14 protein-coding genes and 1 other annotated feature are annotated in these 18,101 nt (G+C 57.8%); of the genes, 9 read left to right on the plus strand and 5 right to left on the minus strand.

Translation table 11 applies throughout. The features are described from left to right. Positions 1-21 precede the first annotated feature (21 nt). The 8 genes from apt (at position 22) to AC4OVU_RS05790 (ending at position 8,883) form a co-directional block, all read left to right on the plus strand. Entirely contained in the window at positions 22-573 is a 552-nt protein-coding gene (gene apt / locus AC4OVU_RS05755; protein ID WP_000127359.1) for an adenine phosphoribosyltransferase, read from the plus strand. Positions 574-661: 88 nt separating this feature from the next. Beyond that, positions 662-2,590, plus strand: a complete 1,929-nt coding sequence (dnaX, locus tag AC4OVU_RS05760) for a DNA polymerase III subunit gamma/tau (RefSeq protein ID WP_110292626.1) — start codon at positions 662-664, stop codon at positions 2,588-2,590. Then, positions 1,920-1,984: a sequence feature (DnaX frameshifting element), on the plus strand. It overlaps the preceding gene by 65 nt. A gap of 53 nt (positions 2,591-2,643) precedes the next feature. After that, complete coding sequence (locus tag AC4OVU_RS05765) at positions 2,644-2,976, plus strand: YbaB/EbfC family nucleoid-associated protein (RefSeq protein WP_003858972.1); 333 nt, start codon at positions 2,644-2,646, stop codon at positions 2,974-2,976. Continuing rightward, a complete protein-coding gene (gene recR, locus AC4OVU_RS05770; RefSeq protein WP_063946043.1) occupies positions 2,976-3,581 on the plus strand; it encodes a recombination mediator RecR in 606 nt (201 codons plus the stop codon). The genes AC4OVU_RS05765 and recR overlap by 1 nt, the downstream gene beginning before the upstream one ends. Positions 3,582-3,691: 110 nt before the next feature. Continuing rightward, positions 3,692-5,566, plus strand: a complete 1,875-nt coding sequence (htpG, locus tag AC4OVU_RS05775; RefSeq protein WP_110292627.1) for a molecular chaperone HtpG — start codon at positions 3,692-3,694, stop codon at positions 5,564-5,566. A gap of 218 nt (positions 5,567-5,784) precedes the next feature. Further along, positions 5,785-6,429, plus strand: coding sequence for an adenylate kinase (gene adk / locus AC4OVU_RS05780; protein WP_006809841.1), 645 nt, complete (start codon positions 5,785-5,787; stop codon positions 6,427-6,429). A gap of 124 nt (positions 6,430-6,553) precedes the next feature. After that, positions 6,554-7,516, plus strand: coding sequence for a ferrochelatase (hemH, locus tag AC4OVU_RS05785; protein ID WP_017383216.1), 963 nt, complete (start codon positions 6,554-6,556; stop codon positions 7,514-7,516). Between the two features lie 62 nt (positions 7,517-7,578). After that, positions 7,579-8,883: an inosine/guanosine kinase gene (locus tag AC4OVU_RS05790; RefSeq protein WP_032104066.1), complete on the plus strand. Its 1,305-nt coding sequence runs from the start codon at positions 7,579-7,581 to the stop codon at positions 8,881-8,883. Positions 8,884-8,976: 93 nt separating this feature from the next. Here AC4OVU_RS05790 and ybaL read toward each other — a convergent pair whose 3' ends face one another. Next, positions 8,977-10,653 (minus strand): YbaL family putative K(+) efflux transporter, encoded by a 1,677-nt coding sequence (gene ybaL / locus AC4OVU_RS05795; protein ID WP_017383218.1) that lies wholly within the window; start codon positions 10,651-10,653, stop codon positions 8,977-8,979. 232 nt (positions 10,654-10,885) lie between these two features. Then, positions 10,886-12,106 (minus strand): MFS transporter, encoded by a 1,221-nt coding sequence (locus AC4OVU_RS05800; protein WP_110292628.1) that lies wholly within the window; start codon positions 12,104-12,106, stop codon positions 10,886-10,888. A gap of 164 nt (positions 12,107-12,270) precedes the next feature. Here AC4OVU_RS05800 and ushA point away from each other — a divergent pair, with 164 nt between their 5' ends. Beyond that, positions 12,271-13,923 (plus strand): bifunctional UDP-sugar hydrolase/5'-nucleotidase UshA, encoded by a 1,653-nt coding sequence (ushA, locus tag AC4OVU_RS05805; RefSeq protein WP_017383219.1) that lies wholly within the window; start codon positions 12,271-12,273, stop codon positions 13,921-13,923. 89 nt (positions 13,924-14,012) lie between these two features. Here the strand turns inward: ushA and ybaK are convergent, their stop codons facing one another. From ybaK to copA, 3 genes are all read right to left on the minus strand, one after another. After that, the gene (ybaK, locus tag AC4OVU_RS05810) at positions 14,013-14,492 is read right to left on the minus strand and encodes a Cys-tRNA(Pro)/Cys-tRNA(Cys) deacylase YbaK (protein ID WP_021241623.1); all 480 of its coding nucleotides are present in this window, start codon (positions 14,490-14,492) and stop codon (positions 14,013-14,015) included. Between the two features lie 198 nt (positions 14,493-14,690). Further along, the gene (locus AC4OVU_RS05815) at positions 14,691-15,485 is read right to left on the minus strand and encodes a TraB/GumN family protein (protein WP_110292629.1); all 795 of its coding nucleotides are present in this window, start codon (positions 15,483-15,485) and stop codon (positions 14,691-14,693) included. 50 nt (positions 15,486-15,535) lie between these two features. Then, positions 15,536-18,034 (minus strand): copper-exporting P-type ATPase CopA, encoded by a 2,499-nt coding sequence (gene copA, locus AC4OVU_RS05820; protein WP_017694389.1) that lies wholly within the window; start codon positions 18,032-18,034, stop codon positions 15,536-15,538. Positions 18,035-18,101: the final 67 nt, after the last annotated feature.

An 18,101-nucleotide genomic window follows, 5' to 3' on the forward strand; every position in this document is an offset into this window, starting at 1 on the left:
GTTTCATTTAGGCACAAACCGATGACCGCAACTGCACAGCAGCTTGAATATCTGAAAAATAGCATCAAAAGTATCCAGGACTATCCAAAACCTGGCATTCTTTTCCGCGATGTCACCAGCTTGCTGGAAGACCCGAAAGCGTACGCCCTCAGCATTGAACTGCTGGTTGAGCGTTATAAAAACGCCGGGATCACCAAAGTAGTAGGTACTGAAGCCCGTGGCTTCCTGTTTGGCGCACCGGTTGCGCTGGCGATGGGCGTGGGTTTTGTGCCGGTGCGTAAGCCGCGCAAACTGCCGCGTGAAACCATTGCTGAGAGCTATGAGCTGGAATACGGCACCGATCAGCTGGAAATTCATGTTGATGCCATCAAGCCAGGCGACAAAGTGCTGGTGGTGGACGATCTGCTGGCAACCGGCGGCACCATCGAAGCGACCGTGAAGCTGATCCGTCGTCTGGGCGGGGAAGTGACCGACGCGGCATTCATCATCAACCTGTTCGATCTCGGCGGCGAGCAGCGCCTGGAAAAACAGGGTATTACCAGCTACAGCCTGGTGCCATTCCCGGGACATTAATCCCGTATCTCACAACCTCGCTCAATGGGTGAGGTTGTGATAGCATTCCCCTCCATTAATTCACCTTCCAGCGTTGCAGAGCCTGCCCATGAGTTATCAGGTGTTAGCCCGTAAATGGCGACCACAAACCTTTGCTGACGTTGTCGGTCAGGAACATGTGCTGACGGCCCTGGCGAACGGCTTGTCGCTAGGTCGCATCCATCACGCCTATCTTTTTTCCGGCACCCGCGGCGTCGGTAAAACCTCTATTGCCCGTCTGCTGGCAAAAGGTCTGAACTGCGAAACCGGGATCACCGCCACCCCGTGCGGCGTGTGCGACAACTGTCGTGAGATCGAGCAGGGGCGTTTTGTCGATCTGATTGAGATCGACGCCGCCTCGCGCACCAAAGTGGAAGATACCCGCGATCTGCTCGACAACGTGCAGTACGCCCCGGCGCGCGGCCGCTTCAAGGTCTATCTGATCGATGAAGTGCACATGCTGTCGCGCCACAGCTTCAACGCCCTGCTGAAAACGCTGGAAGAGCCGCCTGCGCATGTCAAATTCCTGCTGGCGACCACCGATCCGCAAAAGCTGCCGGTCACGATCCTCTCGCGCTGCCTGCAATTCCACCTGAAGGCGCTCGACGTTGAGCAGATCCGCGCTCAGCTTGAGCATATCCTCGATGAAGAGAACATTGTCCACGAGCCGCGTGCGCTGCAACTGCTGGCCCGTGCCGCGGACGGCAGCCTGCGCGATGCGCTGAGCCTGACCGACCAGGCGATTGCCAGCGGTGACGGTAAACTCTCCACCGACGCGGTCAGTACCATGCTCGGCACGCTGGATGACGATCAGGCGCTGTCGCTTATTGAAGCGATGATTGCCGCCAACGGTGAGCGAGTGATGGCGCTCGTCAACGACGCCGCTGCCCGTGGCATTGAGTGGGAAGCGCTGCTTGTCGAGATGCTCAGCCTGCTGCACCGCGTGGCGATGCTGCAACTGTCTCCGTCGGCCATTGGCGCGGACATGGCGACCATTGAACAGCGGATGCGTGAACTTGCGCGCACCGTGCCGCCGGCTGACGTTCAGCTTTATTATCAGACGCTGCTGATTGGCCGCAAAGAGCTGCCGTTTGCACCGGATCGCCGGATGGGCGTTGAAATGACGCTGCTGCGCGCGCTGGCCTTCCATCCGCGCAAGCCATTGCCGGAGCCGGAAACGCCCCGGCAGTCCTTTGCGCCGGTAGCGCCGACCGCGGTAATGTCACCGCAGCAGGTGCCACCGCAACCGGCATCGCCGCCGCCGCAAAACGTGCCGCTGTCGGATGCCACCAGTTCGGTGCTTGCCGCACGAAGCCAGTTGCAACGTGCGCAGGGAGCAACCAAACCAAAAAAGAGTGAACCGGCAGCGCCTGCAAGAGCGCGGCCGGTGAACAACGCCGCGCTTGAACGACTGGCCTCGGTAACGGAGCGCGTGCAGTCGCGTCCGGCACCGTCCGCGCTCGAGCAAAAAGCCCCGGCGAAAGAAGAGGCATACCGCTGGAAGGCGACCACCGTTGTTGAAACGGTCAAGGAAGTGGTCGCCACGCCAAAAGCGCTGAAAAAGGCGCTGGAGCATGAAAAAACGCCGGAGCTATCCGCGAAGCTCGCGGAAGAATCCATTGAGCGCGATGCCTGGGCCGCCGAGGTCAGCAAACTGCAACTGCCGAAGCTGCTGGAGCAGGTCGCGCTGAACGCCTGGAAAGAGCAGGACGGTAATCAGGTGCGTCTGCACCTGCGCCCTGGCCAGCGGCACCTCAACTCCCCTGGCGCGCAAAAGGCGCTGGCCGAGGCGCTTACCGCATTACAGGGTGTACCGGTTGAATTGACTATCATTGAAGATGATAATCCGGCGGTGAAAACGCCGCTCGAGTGGCGTCAGGCCATTTATGAAGAGAAGCTCGCGCAGGCGCGCGAGGCGATAATTGCGGATAACAACATCCAGACCCTGCGCCGGTTCTTCGACGCCGATTTGGATGAAGAGAGTATTCGCCCCATTTGATCGTGAGTCTGACTTACGGTTGTAATCCTTAACGTGAAAGAAGAGAGAAGCCTATGTTTGGTGGAAAAGGCGGTCTGGGTGGCCTGATGAAGCAGGCTCAGCAGATGCAGGAAAAAATGCAGAAGATGCAGGAAGAGATCGCTCAGCTGGAAGTCACGGGTGAATCCGGTGCCGGTCTGGTCAAGGTGACCATCAACGGTGCGCATAACTGCCGTCGCGTTGAAATCGACCCGAGCCTGCTCGAAGACGACAAAGAGATGCTGGAAGATCTGGTTGCAGCCGCGTTTAACGATGCCGCTCGCCGTATCGACGAAACCCAGAAAGAGAAAATGGCCTCTGTTTCCAGCGGTATGCAACTGCCGCCGGGCTTTAAGATGCCATTCTGATGCAAACCAGTCCGCTGCTCACGCAGTTAATGGAAGCACTGCGCTGCCTGCCGGGCGTTGGCCCGAAGTCGGCGCAGCGTATGGCGTTTACGCTATTGCAGCGCGACCGCAGCGGCGGGATGCGCCTGGCGCAGGCTCTGACCCGCGCCATGTCAGAAATTGGCCACTGTGCGGATTGCCGGACCTTTACCGAGCAGGACGTATGTAACATCTGCACGAACCCGCGTCGTCAGGAAAACGGTCAGATTTGCGTGGTGGAGAGTCCGGCGGACATCTACGCCATCGAACAAACCGGGCAGTATTCCGGCCGCTATTTCGTGCTGATGGGGCATCTCTCCCCGCTGGATGGCATCGGCCCGGACGATATCGGTCTCGATCGCCTGGAGCAGCGCCTGGAGTCGGAAACCATCAAAGAGGTGATCCTCGCCACCAACCCGACGGTGGAAGGGGAGGCAACCGCCAACTACATCGCCGAGCTGTGCGCGCAGTACGGCGTTGACGCCAGCCGCATCGCCCACGGCGTGCCGGTCGGCGGTGAGCTGGAGATGGTCGACGGCACCACGCTGTCGCACTCGCTGGCCGGACGTCACAAGATTATTTTCTGACCAAACGGAGGCTGCGCGCGCGGCCTCCGCTTGAAAATTTCCCCCCTTATCCCCATCTCTCACTCAACGTTTTACAACCCCATTAAATGGCATTGTTGAGGTCGACTTAGATGAAAGGACAAGAAACCCGTGGTTTCCAGTCAGAAGTAAAACAGCTTCTGCACCTGATGATCCATTCCCTGTATTCCAACAAAGAAATTTTCCTGCGTGAGCTGATTTCCAACGCCTCCGATGCGGCGGACAAGCTGCGCTTCCGCGCGCTGTCTAACCCGGATCTGTATGAAGGCGACGGCGAACTGCGCGTGCGCGTCTCGTTCAATAAAGAGAACCGCACCCTGACCATCGCCGATAACGGCATCGGGATGAACCGTGACGAGGTGATCGACCACCTCGGGACCATCGCCAAATCCGGCACCAAAGCGTTTCTGGAGTCCATGGGCTCTGACCAGGCGAAAGACAGCCAGCTGATCGGTCAGTTTGGCGTGGGCTTCTACTCGGCGTTCATCGTGGCGGATAAAGTCACCGTGCGCACCCGCGCCGCGGGCGACAGCGCCGAGAACGGCGTGCTGTGGGAGTCTAAAGGTGAAGGCGAGTACACCGTTGATGACATCACCAAAGCGGATCGCGGCACCGAAATCACCCTGCACCTGCGTGAAGGCGAAGACGATTTCCTGAACGACTGGCGCGTACGCTCCATCATCAGCAAATATTCCGACCACATCGCGCTGCCGGTTGAGATTGAAAAACAGGAAGAGAAAGACGGCGAAACCGTGGTTTCCTGGGAAAAAATCAACAAGGCGCAGGCGCTGTGGACGCGTAATAAAGCTGAAATTAAAGACGACGAGTACAACGAGTTTTACAAGCACATCGCCCACGACTTCACCGATCCGCTGACCTGGAGCCACAACCGTGTGGAAGGGAAACAGGAGTACACCAGCCTGCTGTACATTCCGGCGCAGGCGCCGTGGGACATGTGGAACCGCGATCACAAGCACGGCCTGAAGCTGTACGTGCAGCGCGTCTTCATCATGGACGACGCCGAGCAGTTCATGCCGAACTACCTGCGCTTTGTGCGTGGCCTGATAGACTCCAACGATCTGCCGCTGAACGTCTCCCGTGAAATTCTTCAGGACAGCACCGTCACCCGTAACCTGCGCAACGCCCTGACCAAACGTGCGTTGCAGATGCTGGAAAAACTGGCGAAGGACGATGCGGAAAAATACCAGACCTTCTGGAAACAGTTTGGCCTGGTGCTGAAAGAAGGTCCGGCGGAAGATACTGCGAACGTGGAAGCTATCGCTAAACTGCTGCGCTTCGCCTCTACGCACAACGACTCCTCCGCCCAGACCGTGTCGCTGGAAGAGTACGTCTCCCGCATGAAAGAAGGGCAGGAGAAGATCTACTACATCACCGCCGACAGCTATGCGGCAGCGAAGAGCAGCCCGCATCTGGAACTACTGCGTAAGAAAGGCATCGAAGTGCTGCTGCTGTCTGACCGCATCGACGAGTGGATGATGAACTACCTGACCGAGTTCGACGGTAAATCCTTCCAGTCCGTTGCCAAAGCCGACGAGTCTATCGATAAGCTGGCGGATGAAGTGGACGACAGCGCGAAAGAAGCCGAGAAGGCGCTGGAGCCGTTCGTTAAGCGCGTTAAAACGCTGCTGGGCGACCGCGTGAAAGAGGTGCGCTTCACGCACCGTCTGACCGATACGCCAGCCATTGTCACCACCGATGCGGACGAAATGAGCACCCAGATGGCGAAACTGTTCGCTGCGGCGGGCCAGGCCGTGCCGGATGTGAAATATATCTTTGAGCTTAATCCGGATCACCCGCTGGTGAAACGCGCGGCGGATACCCAGGACGACGCCCGCTTTGCGGAGTGGGTTGAACTGCTGCTGGATCAGTCCCTGCTGGCCGAGCGCGGTACGCTGGAAGATCCTAACCTGTTCATTAAACGTGTGAATGCGCTGCTGCTGGCGTAATCTTCCCTCACCCCGGCCCTCTCCCTGTGGGAGAGGGTGAAAGAGTTCCCTCTCCCACAGGGAGAGGGTTAGGGTGAGGGCACCAGACCGCACGAAGCCAAATTATCTCCCCCCGTTAACCGTTTCAGCCTTCCCGCCTTCCTTGAGCCATACCCGTTCTGGTGGTATTGTTTAGCGCTTTTTGAAAAATTGAATCGACTTTTGAGGGGATTTTCGCAATGCGTATTATTCTGCTTGGCGCTCCGGGCGCGGGTAAAGGAACTCAGGCTCAGTTCATCATGGAGAAATACGGTATTCCGCAAATCTCCACCGGTGACATGCTGCGCGCCGCTGTTAAATCTGGCTCCGAGCTGGGTAAACAAGCGAAAGACATCATGGACGCAGGCAAACTGGTGACCGACGAACTGGTTATCGCGCTGGTTAAAGAGCGCATTGCTCAGGAAGACTGCCGTAACGGTTTCCTGCTGGACGGCTTCCCGCGCACCATTCCTCAGGCTGACGCCATGAAAGAAGCGGGCATCAACGTGGATTACGTGCTGGAGTTCGACGTACCAGACGAGCTGATCGTTGACCGTATCGTTGGCCGTCGCGTACACGCTGCTTCTGGCCGCGTTTACCACATCAAATTCAACCCACCTAAGGTTGAAGGCAAAGACGACGTGACCGGCGAAGAGCTGACCACCCGTAAAGACGATCAGGAAGAGACCGTGCGTAAACGCCTGGTGGAATACCATCAGATGACCGCACCGCTGATCGGCTACTACACCAAAGAAGCGCAGGCGGGTAACACCAAATACGCGAAAGTGGACGGCACCAAAGCCGTGGCTGACGTACGTGCAGAGCTGGAAAAAATCCTCGGCTAAGCGCACCTCTCTCACCCGGAGCCCCGGGTGAGAAAAATTCTCATCTTACCTATTACAGCAATGGGTTTCGTTTAAACGCATTTCCGCTACAATTGACAGCCTATCAAATGGTTAAGAGGCGTGAATGAGTCAGGCGAAAACCGGCATCCTGCTTGCCAATCTGGGCACCCCAGAAGCACCTACTCCAGCGGCGGTCAAACGCTACCTGCGACAATTTTTAAGCGACACGCGCGTCGTGGATACCCCAAGACTGCTGTGGTGGCCACTGCTGCGTGGCGTCATTCTGCCGATTCGTTCCCCGCGTGTGGCAAAGCTCTATCAGTCCGTGTGGATGGAAGAGGGCTCGCCGCTGATGGTGTACAGCCGTCGTCAGGAGAAGGCGCTGGCCGCCCGCCTGCCGGACATGCCCGTTGCGCTCGGCATGAGCTACGGTAAGCCGTCCCTGGAAAGCGCCGTCGACTCTCTGCTGGCGCAGGGCGTTGAACACATTGTGGTGCTGGCCCTTTATCCGCAGTATTCGTGCTCCACGGTGGCTGCCGTCTGGGACGAACTGGCGCGCATTCTGGCGACCCGCCGCCGTATACCGGGCATCACCTTTATCCGCGACTACGCCGATAACGAGCTGTACATTCAGGCGCTTGCCAGCAGCGCGCGCGCGTCGTTTGAAAAACACGGCGAGCCGGATCTGCTGCTGCTCTCCTATCACGGTATTCCGCAGCGTTTCGCGAACGAAGGGGATGATTACCCCCAGCGTTGCCGCGATACCACCCGCGAGCTGGTCTCCGCCCTCGGCCTGCCGCCTGAGAAGGTGATGATGACCTTCCAGTCGCGCTTCGGCCGTGAACCGTGGCTGACCCCGTATACCGATGAAACGCTTAAAATGCTGGGCGAGAAGGGCGTGAAGCACATTCAGGTGATGTCGCCGGGCTTCTCGGCGGACTGTCTGGAAACGCTGGAAGAGATTGCCGTCCAGAACAAAGAGTTCTTTATGGAGGCGGGCGGAACGAAATACGAATACATTCCTGCGCTTAACGACTCCCCTGAACACATCGACATGATGGTCTCACTGGTCACCACCCGCCGCTGATCGCGTTACGGGCCGGGTTTGTGCTACCATTCCCGGCTCGTATTCTTTGCACAGTTCAGACCATGAAATTTCCCGGTAAACGTAAGTCCAAACACTATTTCCCCGTCGATGCCCGCGATCCGCTGTTACAGCAAATTCAGCAGGAAAGCGAAACCAGCGCTGCCTGGGTGGTCGGTATCGATCAGACGCTGGTGGACATTGAAGCCAAAGTGGATGATGCGTTTGTCGCACGTTACGGTCTGAGCGCCGGGCACTCGCTGGTGATTGAGGATGACGTTGCTGAAGCGCTGTATCAGGAGCTGGTGCGCGAAAATCTTATCACCCACCAGTTTGCCGGCGGCACCATCGGCAACACCATGCACAACTACTCCGTACTGGCAGACGACCGCTCGGTGCTGCTTGGCGTGATGTGCAGCAATATCGAAATCGGTGGCTATGCCTACCGCTACCTGTGCAATACCTCCAGCCGCACCGATCTGAACTATTTGCAGGGCGTTGACGGGCCGATTGGCCGCTGCTTTACGCTGATAAGCGATTCCGGCGAGCGTACCTTTGCCATCAGCCCCGGCCATATGAACAAGCTGCGCGCTGAAAGTATCCCGGAAGAGGTGATCGCGGGCGCGTCTGCGCTGGTACTGACCTCCTATCTGGTGCGCTGCAAGCCGGGCGAACCAATGCCGGACGCAACCATGAAGGCAATTGAGTACGCGAAGAAATACAACGTGCCTGTGGTTCTGACGCTGGGCACCAAATTCGTCATTGCCGACAACCCGGAGTGGTGGCAGGCCTTCCTGAAAGAACACGTCTCGATTCTGGCGATGAATGAAGAAGAAGCCGAAGCGCTGACCGGCGAAAGCGATCCGCTGCTGGCGTCTGATAAGGCGCTGGACTGGGTAGATCTGGTGCTCTGCACCGCCGGGCCGGTCGGGCTGTATATGGCGGGCTTCACGGAAGAAGAGAGCAAGCGGAAAACCCAGCACCCGCTGCTGCCGGGCGCAATCGCCGAATTTAACCAGTACGAGTTCAGCCGCGCCATGCGTCATAAAGACTGCATCAACCCGCTGCGTATCTTCTCCCACATCGCACCGTATATGGGTGGCCCCGAGAAGATCATGAACACCAACGGCGCGGGCGACGGCGCGCTGGCCGCGCTGCTGCACGACATCACCGCCAACGCCTACCACAAAACCAATGTGCCGAATTCCAGCAAGCACACCTTCAACTGGCTGACCTACTCCTCGCTGGCGCAGGTGTGCAAGTACGCGAACCGCGTGAGTTATCAGGTGCTGAACCAGCATTCACCGCGCTTAACGCGGGGGCTGCCGGAACGGGAAGACAGCCTCGAAGAGGCGTATTGGGACAGGTAAAAGCAAAACGGCAACCTGTGGTTGCCGTTTTTAGTGTTTGTTCCCTCTCCCTGTGGGAGAGGGCCAGGGTGAGGGCATCAGGCCGCACAAAACTTAACCCGTCACCGCCTCTTCAACCGGCGGTTTCGTCAGCATTGTCAGCATCGTATTCGCAATCTCACGCTCACCCATCACCACCTGGTTCGCGCCGCGCTCGGTGATGTACTCCACTTCGTCATCATAATGGGCGCGGGCAATGATTTCGATATGCGGGCATTTTTCACGGGCTGTGGCGACAATCTCGCCAGCCTCGTAACCGTTCGGGATAGTGAGTAACAGCCAGCGGGCGCAGTCCAGATGCGCCAGATTCATAATCTCTTCGTTAGCCGCGTTGCCCAGCACCGCGCGGATGCCGCGCTCGCGAAGCTCGTCGACGCGGGTGCGTGACGTCTCAATCACCACCAGCGGAATGCCCTGGGCCATCAGCTTCTCACCGAGCAGGCTGCCGACGCGGCCAAAACCGACCAGCAGCGCGTGGTTGCAGATATCCACCGGGATCTGTTTCTCCTCCTCAATCGCCTCTTCCAGGGTTTGCTCTTCGAGGGTTTCGGTCTTCTCGAGATATTTTTCCAGCAGGGCAAACAATACCGGGTTTAGCATGATGGAGAGGATCGCCCCCGCGAGCACCAGATTTTGCCCCGCCTGTGGCAGCAGGTTCAGGGCCATCCCCAGACCGGCCAGAATAAAGGCGAACTCGCCAATCTGCGCCAGGCTGGCGGCGATGGTCAGCGCCGTGCGCGGCGAATGGCCGAACATCCGTACCAGGAAGAAGGCGGCAACGGACTTACCAAAGATGATGATTGCCAGCGTACCCAGCACGGCCAGCGGCTGCTGAATGAGGATCAGCGGGTCGAACAGCATCCCGACGGAGACGAAGAACAGCACTGCGAATGCATCACGTAGCGGCAGGGTATCGTGCGCGGCGCGGTGGCTCAGCTCGGACTCGTTCAGCACCATCCCGGCGAAGAACGCGCCCAGCGCAAAGGAGACGTCAAACAGCTCGACGGCGCCAAAGGCAATGCCCAGCGCCAGCGCAAGGACCGAAAGCGTGAACAGTTCACGCGAGCCCGTGGCGGCGCTGCGGGACATGATCCACGGCACCAGACGGCGGCCCACCAGCATCATGATGGCGATAAACGCCACAACCTTACCGATGGTAATGCTCATATCCAGCGCCAGCGAGGCGAAGCCGATATTCTCTTTTTCCATCATCCCGGCGACGGCGGGCAGCAGTACCAGCGTCAACACCATCACCAGATCTTCAACAATCAGCCAGCCAATCGCGATTTGCCCGCGCTGGCTGTCTATCAGCTGTCTCTCTTCAAGCGCGCGCAGCAGCACCACGGTACTGGCGGTTGAAAGACACAGCCCAAATACGATACCGGTCATGATTGACCAGCCCAGCACCGCCGAAAGCGCCATGCCCAGCAGCGTCGCCACCCCTATCTGGGCGATCGCTCCCGGTATGGCGATCGACTTTACCGCCATCAGATCCTTCAGGGAAAAATGCAGTCCGACGCCAAACATCAGCAGGATCACGCCCAATTCCGCCAGCTCAGGCGCCAGTTTGGTATCAGCGACAAAACCCGGCGTAAAGGGCCCTGCCAGCACGCCCGCCAGTAAATAGCCTACCAGGGGCGAAATACGCAATTTATTGGCAATCATGCCGAGAATAAAAGCGAGCACAAGTCCACCAACAATGGTGGTGATAAGCGGTGTGGCGTGGTGCATTCCGTCTCCTTTCGCGATGGGTGATCCATTTTTGGTGCAAATACCAAAAAGCCGATTAATAGTTTATGACAATTTTTACGCTTATGTTTATGAATAATTGTTGAAATCACAATAAAAAGGCAATAAGCATGAAAAAAGGCAGATTTTGATAAATTTGCTGAGGGGAGGGAGAGGAAAGCCTTATGGCATCAGGTTATCCGGCTGCCAAAGTTTAACTTTGGCAGCCGTGAAGTCACGCTTTATGACGATTGTCAGGCAGGAATATGGTCAACATCCCCAGAAGTGGCAGGAAAGCGCAGATTTTATAGACCAGGAAGATGCTGGTGTGGTCTGCAACCATCCCCAACACGGCAGCGCCAAGGCCGCCCATGCCAAAGGCAAAACCGAAAAAGAGGCCGGAAACCATACCGATACGTCCCGGCAGCAGCTCCTGCGCGTAGACCAGGATGGCTGAAAATGCCGATGCGAGAATAAAACCAATAATCACCGTCAATATTCCGGTCCATTCCAGCGTTGCGTACGGTAAAACAAGCGTAAACGGCGCGACGCCGAGGATAGAGCCCCAAATGACATATTTACGTCCAATTTTATCCCCCACAGGGCCGCCTATCACCGTGCCTGCCGCCACCGCAAACAGGAAGGCAAAGAGGTGGAACTGGGCGTTTTGTACTGATAATCTGAATTTTTGCATCAGATAGAAGGTGTAATAGCTGCTAATGCTCGCCATATAGAAATATTTCGAGAAAATCAGCACCAGCAGCACGCTGACGGCAAGGATAACCTTATTGCGCGGAAGGGGATTGGTTATCTTCGCGGCAGGTTTTCCCTTATTTACGCGATGCTGCGCGGCATACCAGCGGCTGATTTGCGCCAGGACGACAATCGCCAGCAGCGCGGCCAGCACAAACCACGCCACGTTGCCTTTGCCGTAAGGCGCGATAATTACCGCCGCCAGCAGAGGACCGAGGGAGCTACCAAAGTTACCCCCCACCTGGAACAGAGACTGCGCCAGCCCGTGACGTCCGCCTGAGGCCATACGTGCCACGCGGGACGATTCCGGATGGAACACCGATGAACCGGTTCCCACCAGCGCCGCGGCAACCAGTACCGCCTCAAAGCTGCCCGCCATGGCCAGCAGCACCAGCCCGCTCAGGGTGAAGCACATGCCAATGGGCAGCGACCATGGCATCGGGTATTTGTCCGTCCAGTAGCCCACCACCGGCTGTAGCAGCGAAGAGGCCAGCTGGAAGGTCAGGGTGATCATCCCGATCTGCACGAAGGTTAATGAGAACTCAGACTGCAACAGCGGGTAGATCGCCAGAATCAGCGACTGGATCATGTCGTTGAGCAGATGAGAGAGACTGATTGCGCCTAATACTTTAAAGGAAGTGCGCGATTTCGGCGGCGACGCCGGAGCGCCCTGGACGGGCTGGGTTGATTCACTGATTGCCATAAATACCACGTCGATTTGTTATTAGAGATGCAGGGAGTAATTATTATCCGACTAACATACCCGTCCGTGACATTTGAAGAAAGTCGCAATTCTGAAAACTTATTTGTCTATTCTTGTGAGTCACTGTAATTTTTGCGTTTGTCTATGGGTCAGGGAGAGAGAAAATGAAGTTAATGAAGCGTGGCGTCGCGCTGGCGCTCATCGCCGCATGGGGGCTGACAAGCCTGCCCGCGCAGGCGTATGAAAAAGATAAAACCTATAAAATTACCATTCTGCATACTAACGATCATCACGGCCATTTCTGGCGCAGCGAATACGGTGAATATGGCCTGGCGGCGCAAAAAACGCTGGTGGACGGCATTCGTAAAGAGGTCGCGGCCCAGGGCGGCAGCGTCCTGCTGCTGTCGGGCGGGGATATTAATACCGGGGTGCCGGAATCTGATTTACAGGATGCCGAGCCTGATTTCCGCGGCATGAATTTAATTGGTTACGACGCGATGGCGGTCGGAAACCACGAGTTTGATAATCCGCTGAGCGTGTTGCGCCAGCAAGAGAAGTGGTCCAAATTCCCGTTCCTTTCCGCCAATATTTATCAGAAAAGCACCGGCGAGCGTCTGTTTAAACCGTGGGCGCTGTTTAAGCGTCAGGATCTGAAGATCGCGGTCATCGGCTTAACCACCGATGATACGGCCAAAATTGGCAACCCTGAATTTTTCACCGACATCGAATTCCGTAAACCGGCGGACGAAGCGAAGCTGGTGATCCAGGAGTTGCAGCAGAATGAAAAACCGGATGTGATTATCGCGACCACCCACATGGGGCATTACGATAACGGTCAGCACGGCTCTAACGCGCCGGGCGACGTGGAGATGGCGCGCAGCCTTCCAGCGGGCTCGCTGGCGATGATTGTGGGCGGTCACTCACAGGATCCGGTCTGCATGGCTTCTGAGAATAAAAAGCAGGCAGATTATGTGCCCGGCACGCCGTGTGCGCCGGATCGTCAGAACGGGATCTGGATTGTACAGGCCCACGAGTGGGGTAAATACGTTGGCCGCGCGGATTTCGAATTCCGTAACGGCGAGATGAAGCTGGTGCACTATCAGCTCATCCCGGTCAACCTGAAGAAGAAAGTGACCTACCCGGACGGCAAAAGCGAGCGGGTACTCTACACGCCAGAGATCGCTGAAAACCAGCAGATGCTCTCGCTGCTGACGCCGTTCCAGAGCAAAGGGAAAGCGCAGCTGGACGTGAAGATTGGCACGCTTAACGGACGACTGGAAGGGGACCGCAGCAAAGTCCGCTTTGTACAGACCAACATGGGGCGTCTGGTGCTGGCCGCGCAGATGGCGCGCACGAATGCGGATTTCGGCGTGATGAGCGGCGGCGGTATTCGTGATTCCATTGAAGGCGGAGACATCACCTATAAAGACGTGCTCAAAGTGCAGCCGTTTGGCAACGTGGTGGTCTATGCGGACATGAGCGGGAAGGAGGTGATTGACTACCTGACCGCCGTGGCGCAGATGAAGCCGGATTCCGGGGCGTATCCGCAGTTTGCTAACGTCAGCTTCGTCGCGAAGGACGGCAAGCTTAACGATCTCAAAATCAAAGGCGAACCGGTTGATCCGGCGAAAACCTACCGCCTGGCAACGTTAAGCTTTAACGCCACCGGCGGCGACGGCTATCCGCATATCGATAACAAACCGGGCTATGTAAATACCGGGTTTATTGATGCGGAAGTGTTGAAGCAGTTTATCCAGCAAAATTCACCGATTGACGTGAACATGTATGAGCCGAAAGGCGAGGTGAGCTGGCAGTAGTGCGTTTTTTTGCCGGGTGGCGGCTTCGCCTTACCCGGCCTACATTTGAATCGTAGGCCCGGTAAGCGCAGCGCCACCGGGCAATTTTCTCAATCCCGGCGCGCAATATCTGCAAATTTAGCGTCCAGCATTTTCGCCAGATCGCCTGCGGCCAGTTCGATATCCAGCCCGCGTTTGCCGCCAGAAATATAGATCGTCTCAAATTCCTGCGAAGGCGCATCGATCAGCGTCGGCAGACGCTTTTTCTGGCCGAGTGGGCTGATCCCGCCGACCAGATAACCCGTTGTGCGTTGCGCAACCATCGGGTCAGCCATATCGACCTTTTTCGCTCCCAGCGCTTTGGCCACTTTCTTCAGATCAAGCTGTCCGGCGACGGGCGTCACTGCCACGGCGAGGTGCTTCATATCGCCGTTCACCGCGACCAGCAGCGTTTTGTAGACCTGGTCCGCGTTCAGCCCCAGCTTGCGCACCACTTCATCACCAAAGTTGGTTTCGTTCGGATCGTGATCGTAGGTATGGATCCGGAAAGAAATGTTGTTTTTTTCGAGTAATTTAACGGCGGGAGTCATGGCTATCCTTCTTACGACAGACGATTCATACCAGCAGCATACGCCTGACGTTTGTCTAAAAAATAGCACCATCTTGCGCAATAGTATTGGCAGTGATGGTCACTTTGAGCGACAATCGGCTCAGCCGAAGGTCACTTCGGTATAATAAAAACGATGAAATTCCTCTTTGACGGGCCAATAGAAATATTGGCCATTTTTTTATTTCAGCAGCGACGGCAAATTCCCTTCTCCGTACAAATGCAACGCGCCAACCGCGACAACATAACGACCGGCAGGCAGGGCATATAGCGTCTCCCGCCACGCCTGGTTGCGCGCGTTCATCAGGACATCATACAACGATTCACTGAACGTCGACGGTAACGCCAGCTTACCGTCTGCGGGCGGCGCATCCAGCCACCAGCCAATCATCGTTTGCAGCAGACGCGCGTTGGTGTGCCAGTGGGTCAGGGTATCATCCAGCAGTATCAGGCCGTCATCGGGAAGCTGGCGAAGAAGCGCAATCTGGCTGTCCGTGCCTTCCAGTTCAATGACGGACAGGTTGCGCGCCCTTGCCGCATTCAGCAGTTGATAATCGATACCGTAATCGCCGCGCAGCCCCAGGCGCTGCGCCTGGGTGGCCTGTAGCACCATGGCAATTTGCCACAGGGGCAGAGTGTCGAGCATTGAGAGCGAGACGCCGGTCTCATCCGCAAGACGGGTAAGCTCAGCCAGCTGCGTCCCGTTAAGACGTTCCGCCAGGGGGCGATCGCTTTCCAGCCCGGCAAACGGCGATTCATGGCCGGAGATGTCGGCTTCGACGATCAGCGCGTCGGCGCGCTTCAGCAGTTTAATCAGGCCGGAGGGCAGGGGGGACATGTCCTGCGTGCCCATATGAATGCTTCCCACCAGGTGCAGATGCTGCCCGCCCGGAAGCGAAATATCCATACCGGGCCAGGCATAACGGCGGGGAAAAAGGGCGCGAAACGATGTTTTTAGACGATTAAACAGACCCATACGCGCTCCATGATCGGAAAGGTTCATGCTAGCGCGTACGGGTACAAGGTTCAATCCTTCGGTTTAAACCGCAGCAGGCGGTTAGCGTTGCTCACCACGGTAATTGACGAGAGCGCCATCGCCGCACCCGCAACAACCGGGTTCAGCAGGGTGCCGGTCAGCGGCCACAAAATCCCGGCGGCAATCGGAATGCCGAGCGAGTTATAGACGAAGGCCCCCAGCAGGTTCTGCTTCATGTTGCGCAACGTGGCTTTCGAAATCGCCAGCGCATCCGCCACCCCCATCAGGCTGTGGCGCATCAGGGTGATCGCCGCGGTTTCAATGGCGACATCGCTCCCGCCGCCCATCGCAATGCCTACGTCAGCCTGCGCCAGCGCCGGGGCGTCGTTGATGCCGTCGCCCACCATCGCCACCTGGCGACCCTGACTTTGCAGGTTCTTGATGGCGTCCGCTTTGCCGTCCGGCAGCACGCCCGCGATCACCTCATCAATACCGGCTTCTTTCGCAATGGCGTTGGCGGTGGTCGGGTTGTCCCCGGTCAGCATCACCAGACGATAGCCCGCGCGGTGCAGGCGCTGTAAGGCATCTACGCTGTCCTGGCGTAACGGATCGCGCACGGCCAGCAGCGCCGCCACCTGACCATCCCTCGCCAGCAGAACCGGCGTCGCGCCCTGAGAGGCCTGCGCGTTTAGCTCTGCGTCCAGCGCGGACGTATCAACGCCGTGTTCAGTCAGCAGTGCCTGGTTGCCCAGCAGCAGCGTATGGCCTTCGGCTTCACCGCTGACCCCTAAACCGCGCAGGGTGCGGAAGTTGCTGACCTGCGGCAGACGGCCATCACCGGCTTTCTCCAGGATGGCGCGCGCCAGCGGGTGGCTGGAACCTTGTTCCAGCGCGGCGGCCAGGCGCAAGGCGTCCGTCTCCGTACAGCCAACGGTACTGACGGCCACCACCTGCGGTTTGCCCTCGGTGAGCGTGCCGGTTTTATCAAAGACAAGGGTGTCCAGCGTGCTTGCCCGTTGCAGGGCGTCAGCATCACGGACCAGTACGCCAAATTCGGCGGCGCGTCCGACGCCAGAGATAATCGACATCGGCGTGGCCAGGCCAAGGGCACAAGGGCAGGCGATGATCAGCACCGTGGTGGCGATCACCAGGGTGTAGACAATCTGCGGCGCCGGGCCGAAGAAATACCAGATCGCCGCGCTCAGCAGGGCAATACCGACGACCACCGGCACAAAAATGGCGGAGATTTTATCGGCAAGCTGACCAATCTCCGGCTTACTGCTCTGCGCCTGGCGGACCATGCGAATGATGCGTGACAGCGTGGTATGGCTCCCGACCGCGCTGGCGCGGAACAGTACGCTGCCGTCCTGTACCACCGTACCCGCATGCACCGCATCGCCCTGAGATTTCTGCTGGGGTATCGGCTCGCCGGTCAGCATCGCTTCATCCAGCCAGGCATCGCCCTGGGTGATTTCACCGTCGACGGGCACGCGGTCGCCGGTGGTCAGGCGCAGCGTCATTCCCGGCTGTACCTCTGAGAGCGGAACGCTTTTTTCCCCGTCGTCCGTGACCACGCGGGCCGTCGGCGGGGTTAAATCGAGTAATCTTTCCAGCGCTTTCGACGAGCGCTGACGCGCGCGGGCTTCGAGCATATGGCCTAAGTTAATCAGACCGATAATCATCGCACTCGCTTCATAATAGAGATGGCGCGCCTCCATCGGGAACCACTGCGGCCAGACGTTCACGCTCATCGAATACAGCCACGCCGCGCCGGTACCGAGCGCGACCAGCGTGTCCATCGTCGCGGTGCGGTTTTTCAGGCTCTTCCAGGCGCTGGTATAGAAATGTCCGCCAGCAAACACCATCACCGCAAGGGTAATCAGACCAATCACCAGCCACAGGGTGCGGTTGTCAGCGGTGACCATCATGTTGTCACCCATCATGCCCCACACCATCACCGGAATACCGACCAGCAGGGCGACAATCGCCTGCCAGCGGAAACGCTTCATAGTGGCGACAGCCGTTTCCTGCTGGCGCTCGCGGCGCTCGGCATCATCTTCGATGGCCTCCGCCCCGTAGCCCGCTTTCTCCACGGCCTGCACTAACTCTGCGGCGGAGGCGCTGCCCATCACCAGCGCAGTACGCTCCGCCAGGTTTACCCGTGCCTGTGCGACGCCCGGTACCGCCTGTAAGGCGTTTTGTACCCGGGAGACGCAGCTGGCGCAGCTCATGCCGTTGATCAGCAGCTGTTGGCTGTCATCAATATCATCAGCTACCGGAAGCTCAGGAGTGGCCGCTGTCAGTGCTTCCGACGGGGATGATGACTCTGCCAGCGGTTTAGCCTTTGGGTGGCTTAACTCCGCCCCGTAACCGGCCTGTTTAATGGTATCAATCAGCGCGTCGGCGCTGGCGCTGCCGGTCACGGCGGCATGATCGATACTCACCTCAGCGCTTTCCACGTCAGGACGCTGCTCCAGGCTTTCTTTAACGCGTTTGACACAGTGGCCGCAGGAGAGGCCGTCCAGTGTCAGGTCAATAGTGTGAGACATAACAAAACTCCCGTATAATGTTCTGGTCAATTGTTGACCTTCACTCTGCTTTTCGCTAACTGTTATG

It is taken from the genome of Enterobacter sp. 6722112 (assembly GCF_058661685.1).

Bases quoted from the DNA above. Each gene is read 5' to 3' on its own strand.
- copA (WP_017694389.1), bottom strand. From the start codon at position 18,034: ATGTCTCACACTATTGACCTGACACTGGACGGCCTCTCCTGCGGCCAC.
- apt (WP_000127359.1), top strand. From the start codon at position 22: ATGACCGCAACTGCACAGCAGCTTGAATATCTGAAAAATAGCATCAAA.
- AC4OVU_RS05815 (WP_110292629.1), bottom strand. From the start codon at position 15,485: ATGGGTCTGTTTAATCGTCTAAAAACATCGTTTCGCGCCCTTTTTCCC.
- ushA (WP_017383219.1), top strand. From the start codon at position 12,271: ATGAAGTTAATGAAGCGTGGCGTCGCGCTGGCGCTCATCGCCGCATGG.
- hemH (WP_017383216.1), top strand. From the start codon at position 6,554: ATGAGTCAGGCGAAAACCGGCATCCTGCTTGCCAATCTGGGCACCCCA.
- htpG (WP_110292627.1), top strand. From the start codon at position 3,692: ATGAAAGGACAAGAAACCCGTGGTTTCCAGTCAGAAGTAAAACAGCTT.
- adk (WP_006809841.1), top strand. From the start codon at position 5,785: ATGCGTATTATTCTGCTTGGCGCTCCGGGCGCGGGTAAAGGAACTCAG.
- AC4OVU_RS05765 (WP_003858972.1), top strand. From the start codon at position 2,644: ATGTTTGGTGGAAAAGGCGGTCTGGGTGGCCTGATGAAGCAGGCTCAG.
- AC4OVU_RS05790 (WP_032104066.1), top strand. From the start codon at position 7,579: ATGAAATTTCCCGGTAAACGTAAGTCCAAACACTATTTCCCCGTCGAT.
- dnaX (WP_110292626.1), top strand. From the start codon at position 662: ATGAGTTATCAGGTGTTAGCCCGTAAATGGCGACCACAAACCTTTGCT.
- recR (WP_063946043.1), top strand. From the start codon at position 2,976: ATGCAAACCAGTCCGCTGCTCACGCAGTTAATGGAAGCACTGCGCTGC.
- AC4OVU_RS05800 (WP_110292628.1), bottom strand. From the start codon at position 12,106: ATGGCAATCAGTGAATCAACCCAGCCCGTCCAGGGCGCTCCGGCGTCG.
- ybaL (WP_017383218.1), bottom strand. From the start codon at position 10,653: ATGCACCACGCCACACCGCTTATCACCACCATTGTTGGTGGACTTGTG.
- ybaK (WP_021241623.1), bottom strand. From the start codon at position 14,492: ATGACTCCCGCCGTTAAATTACTCGAAAAAAACAACATTTCTTTCCGG.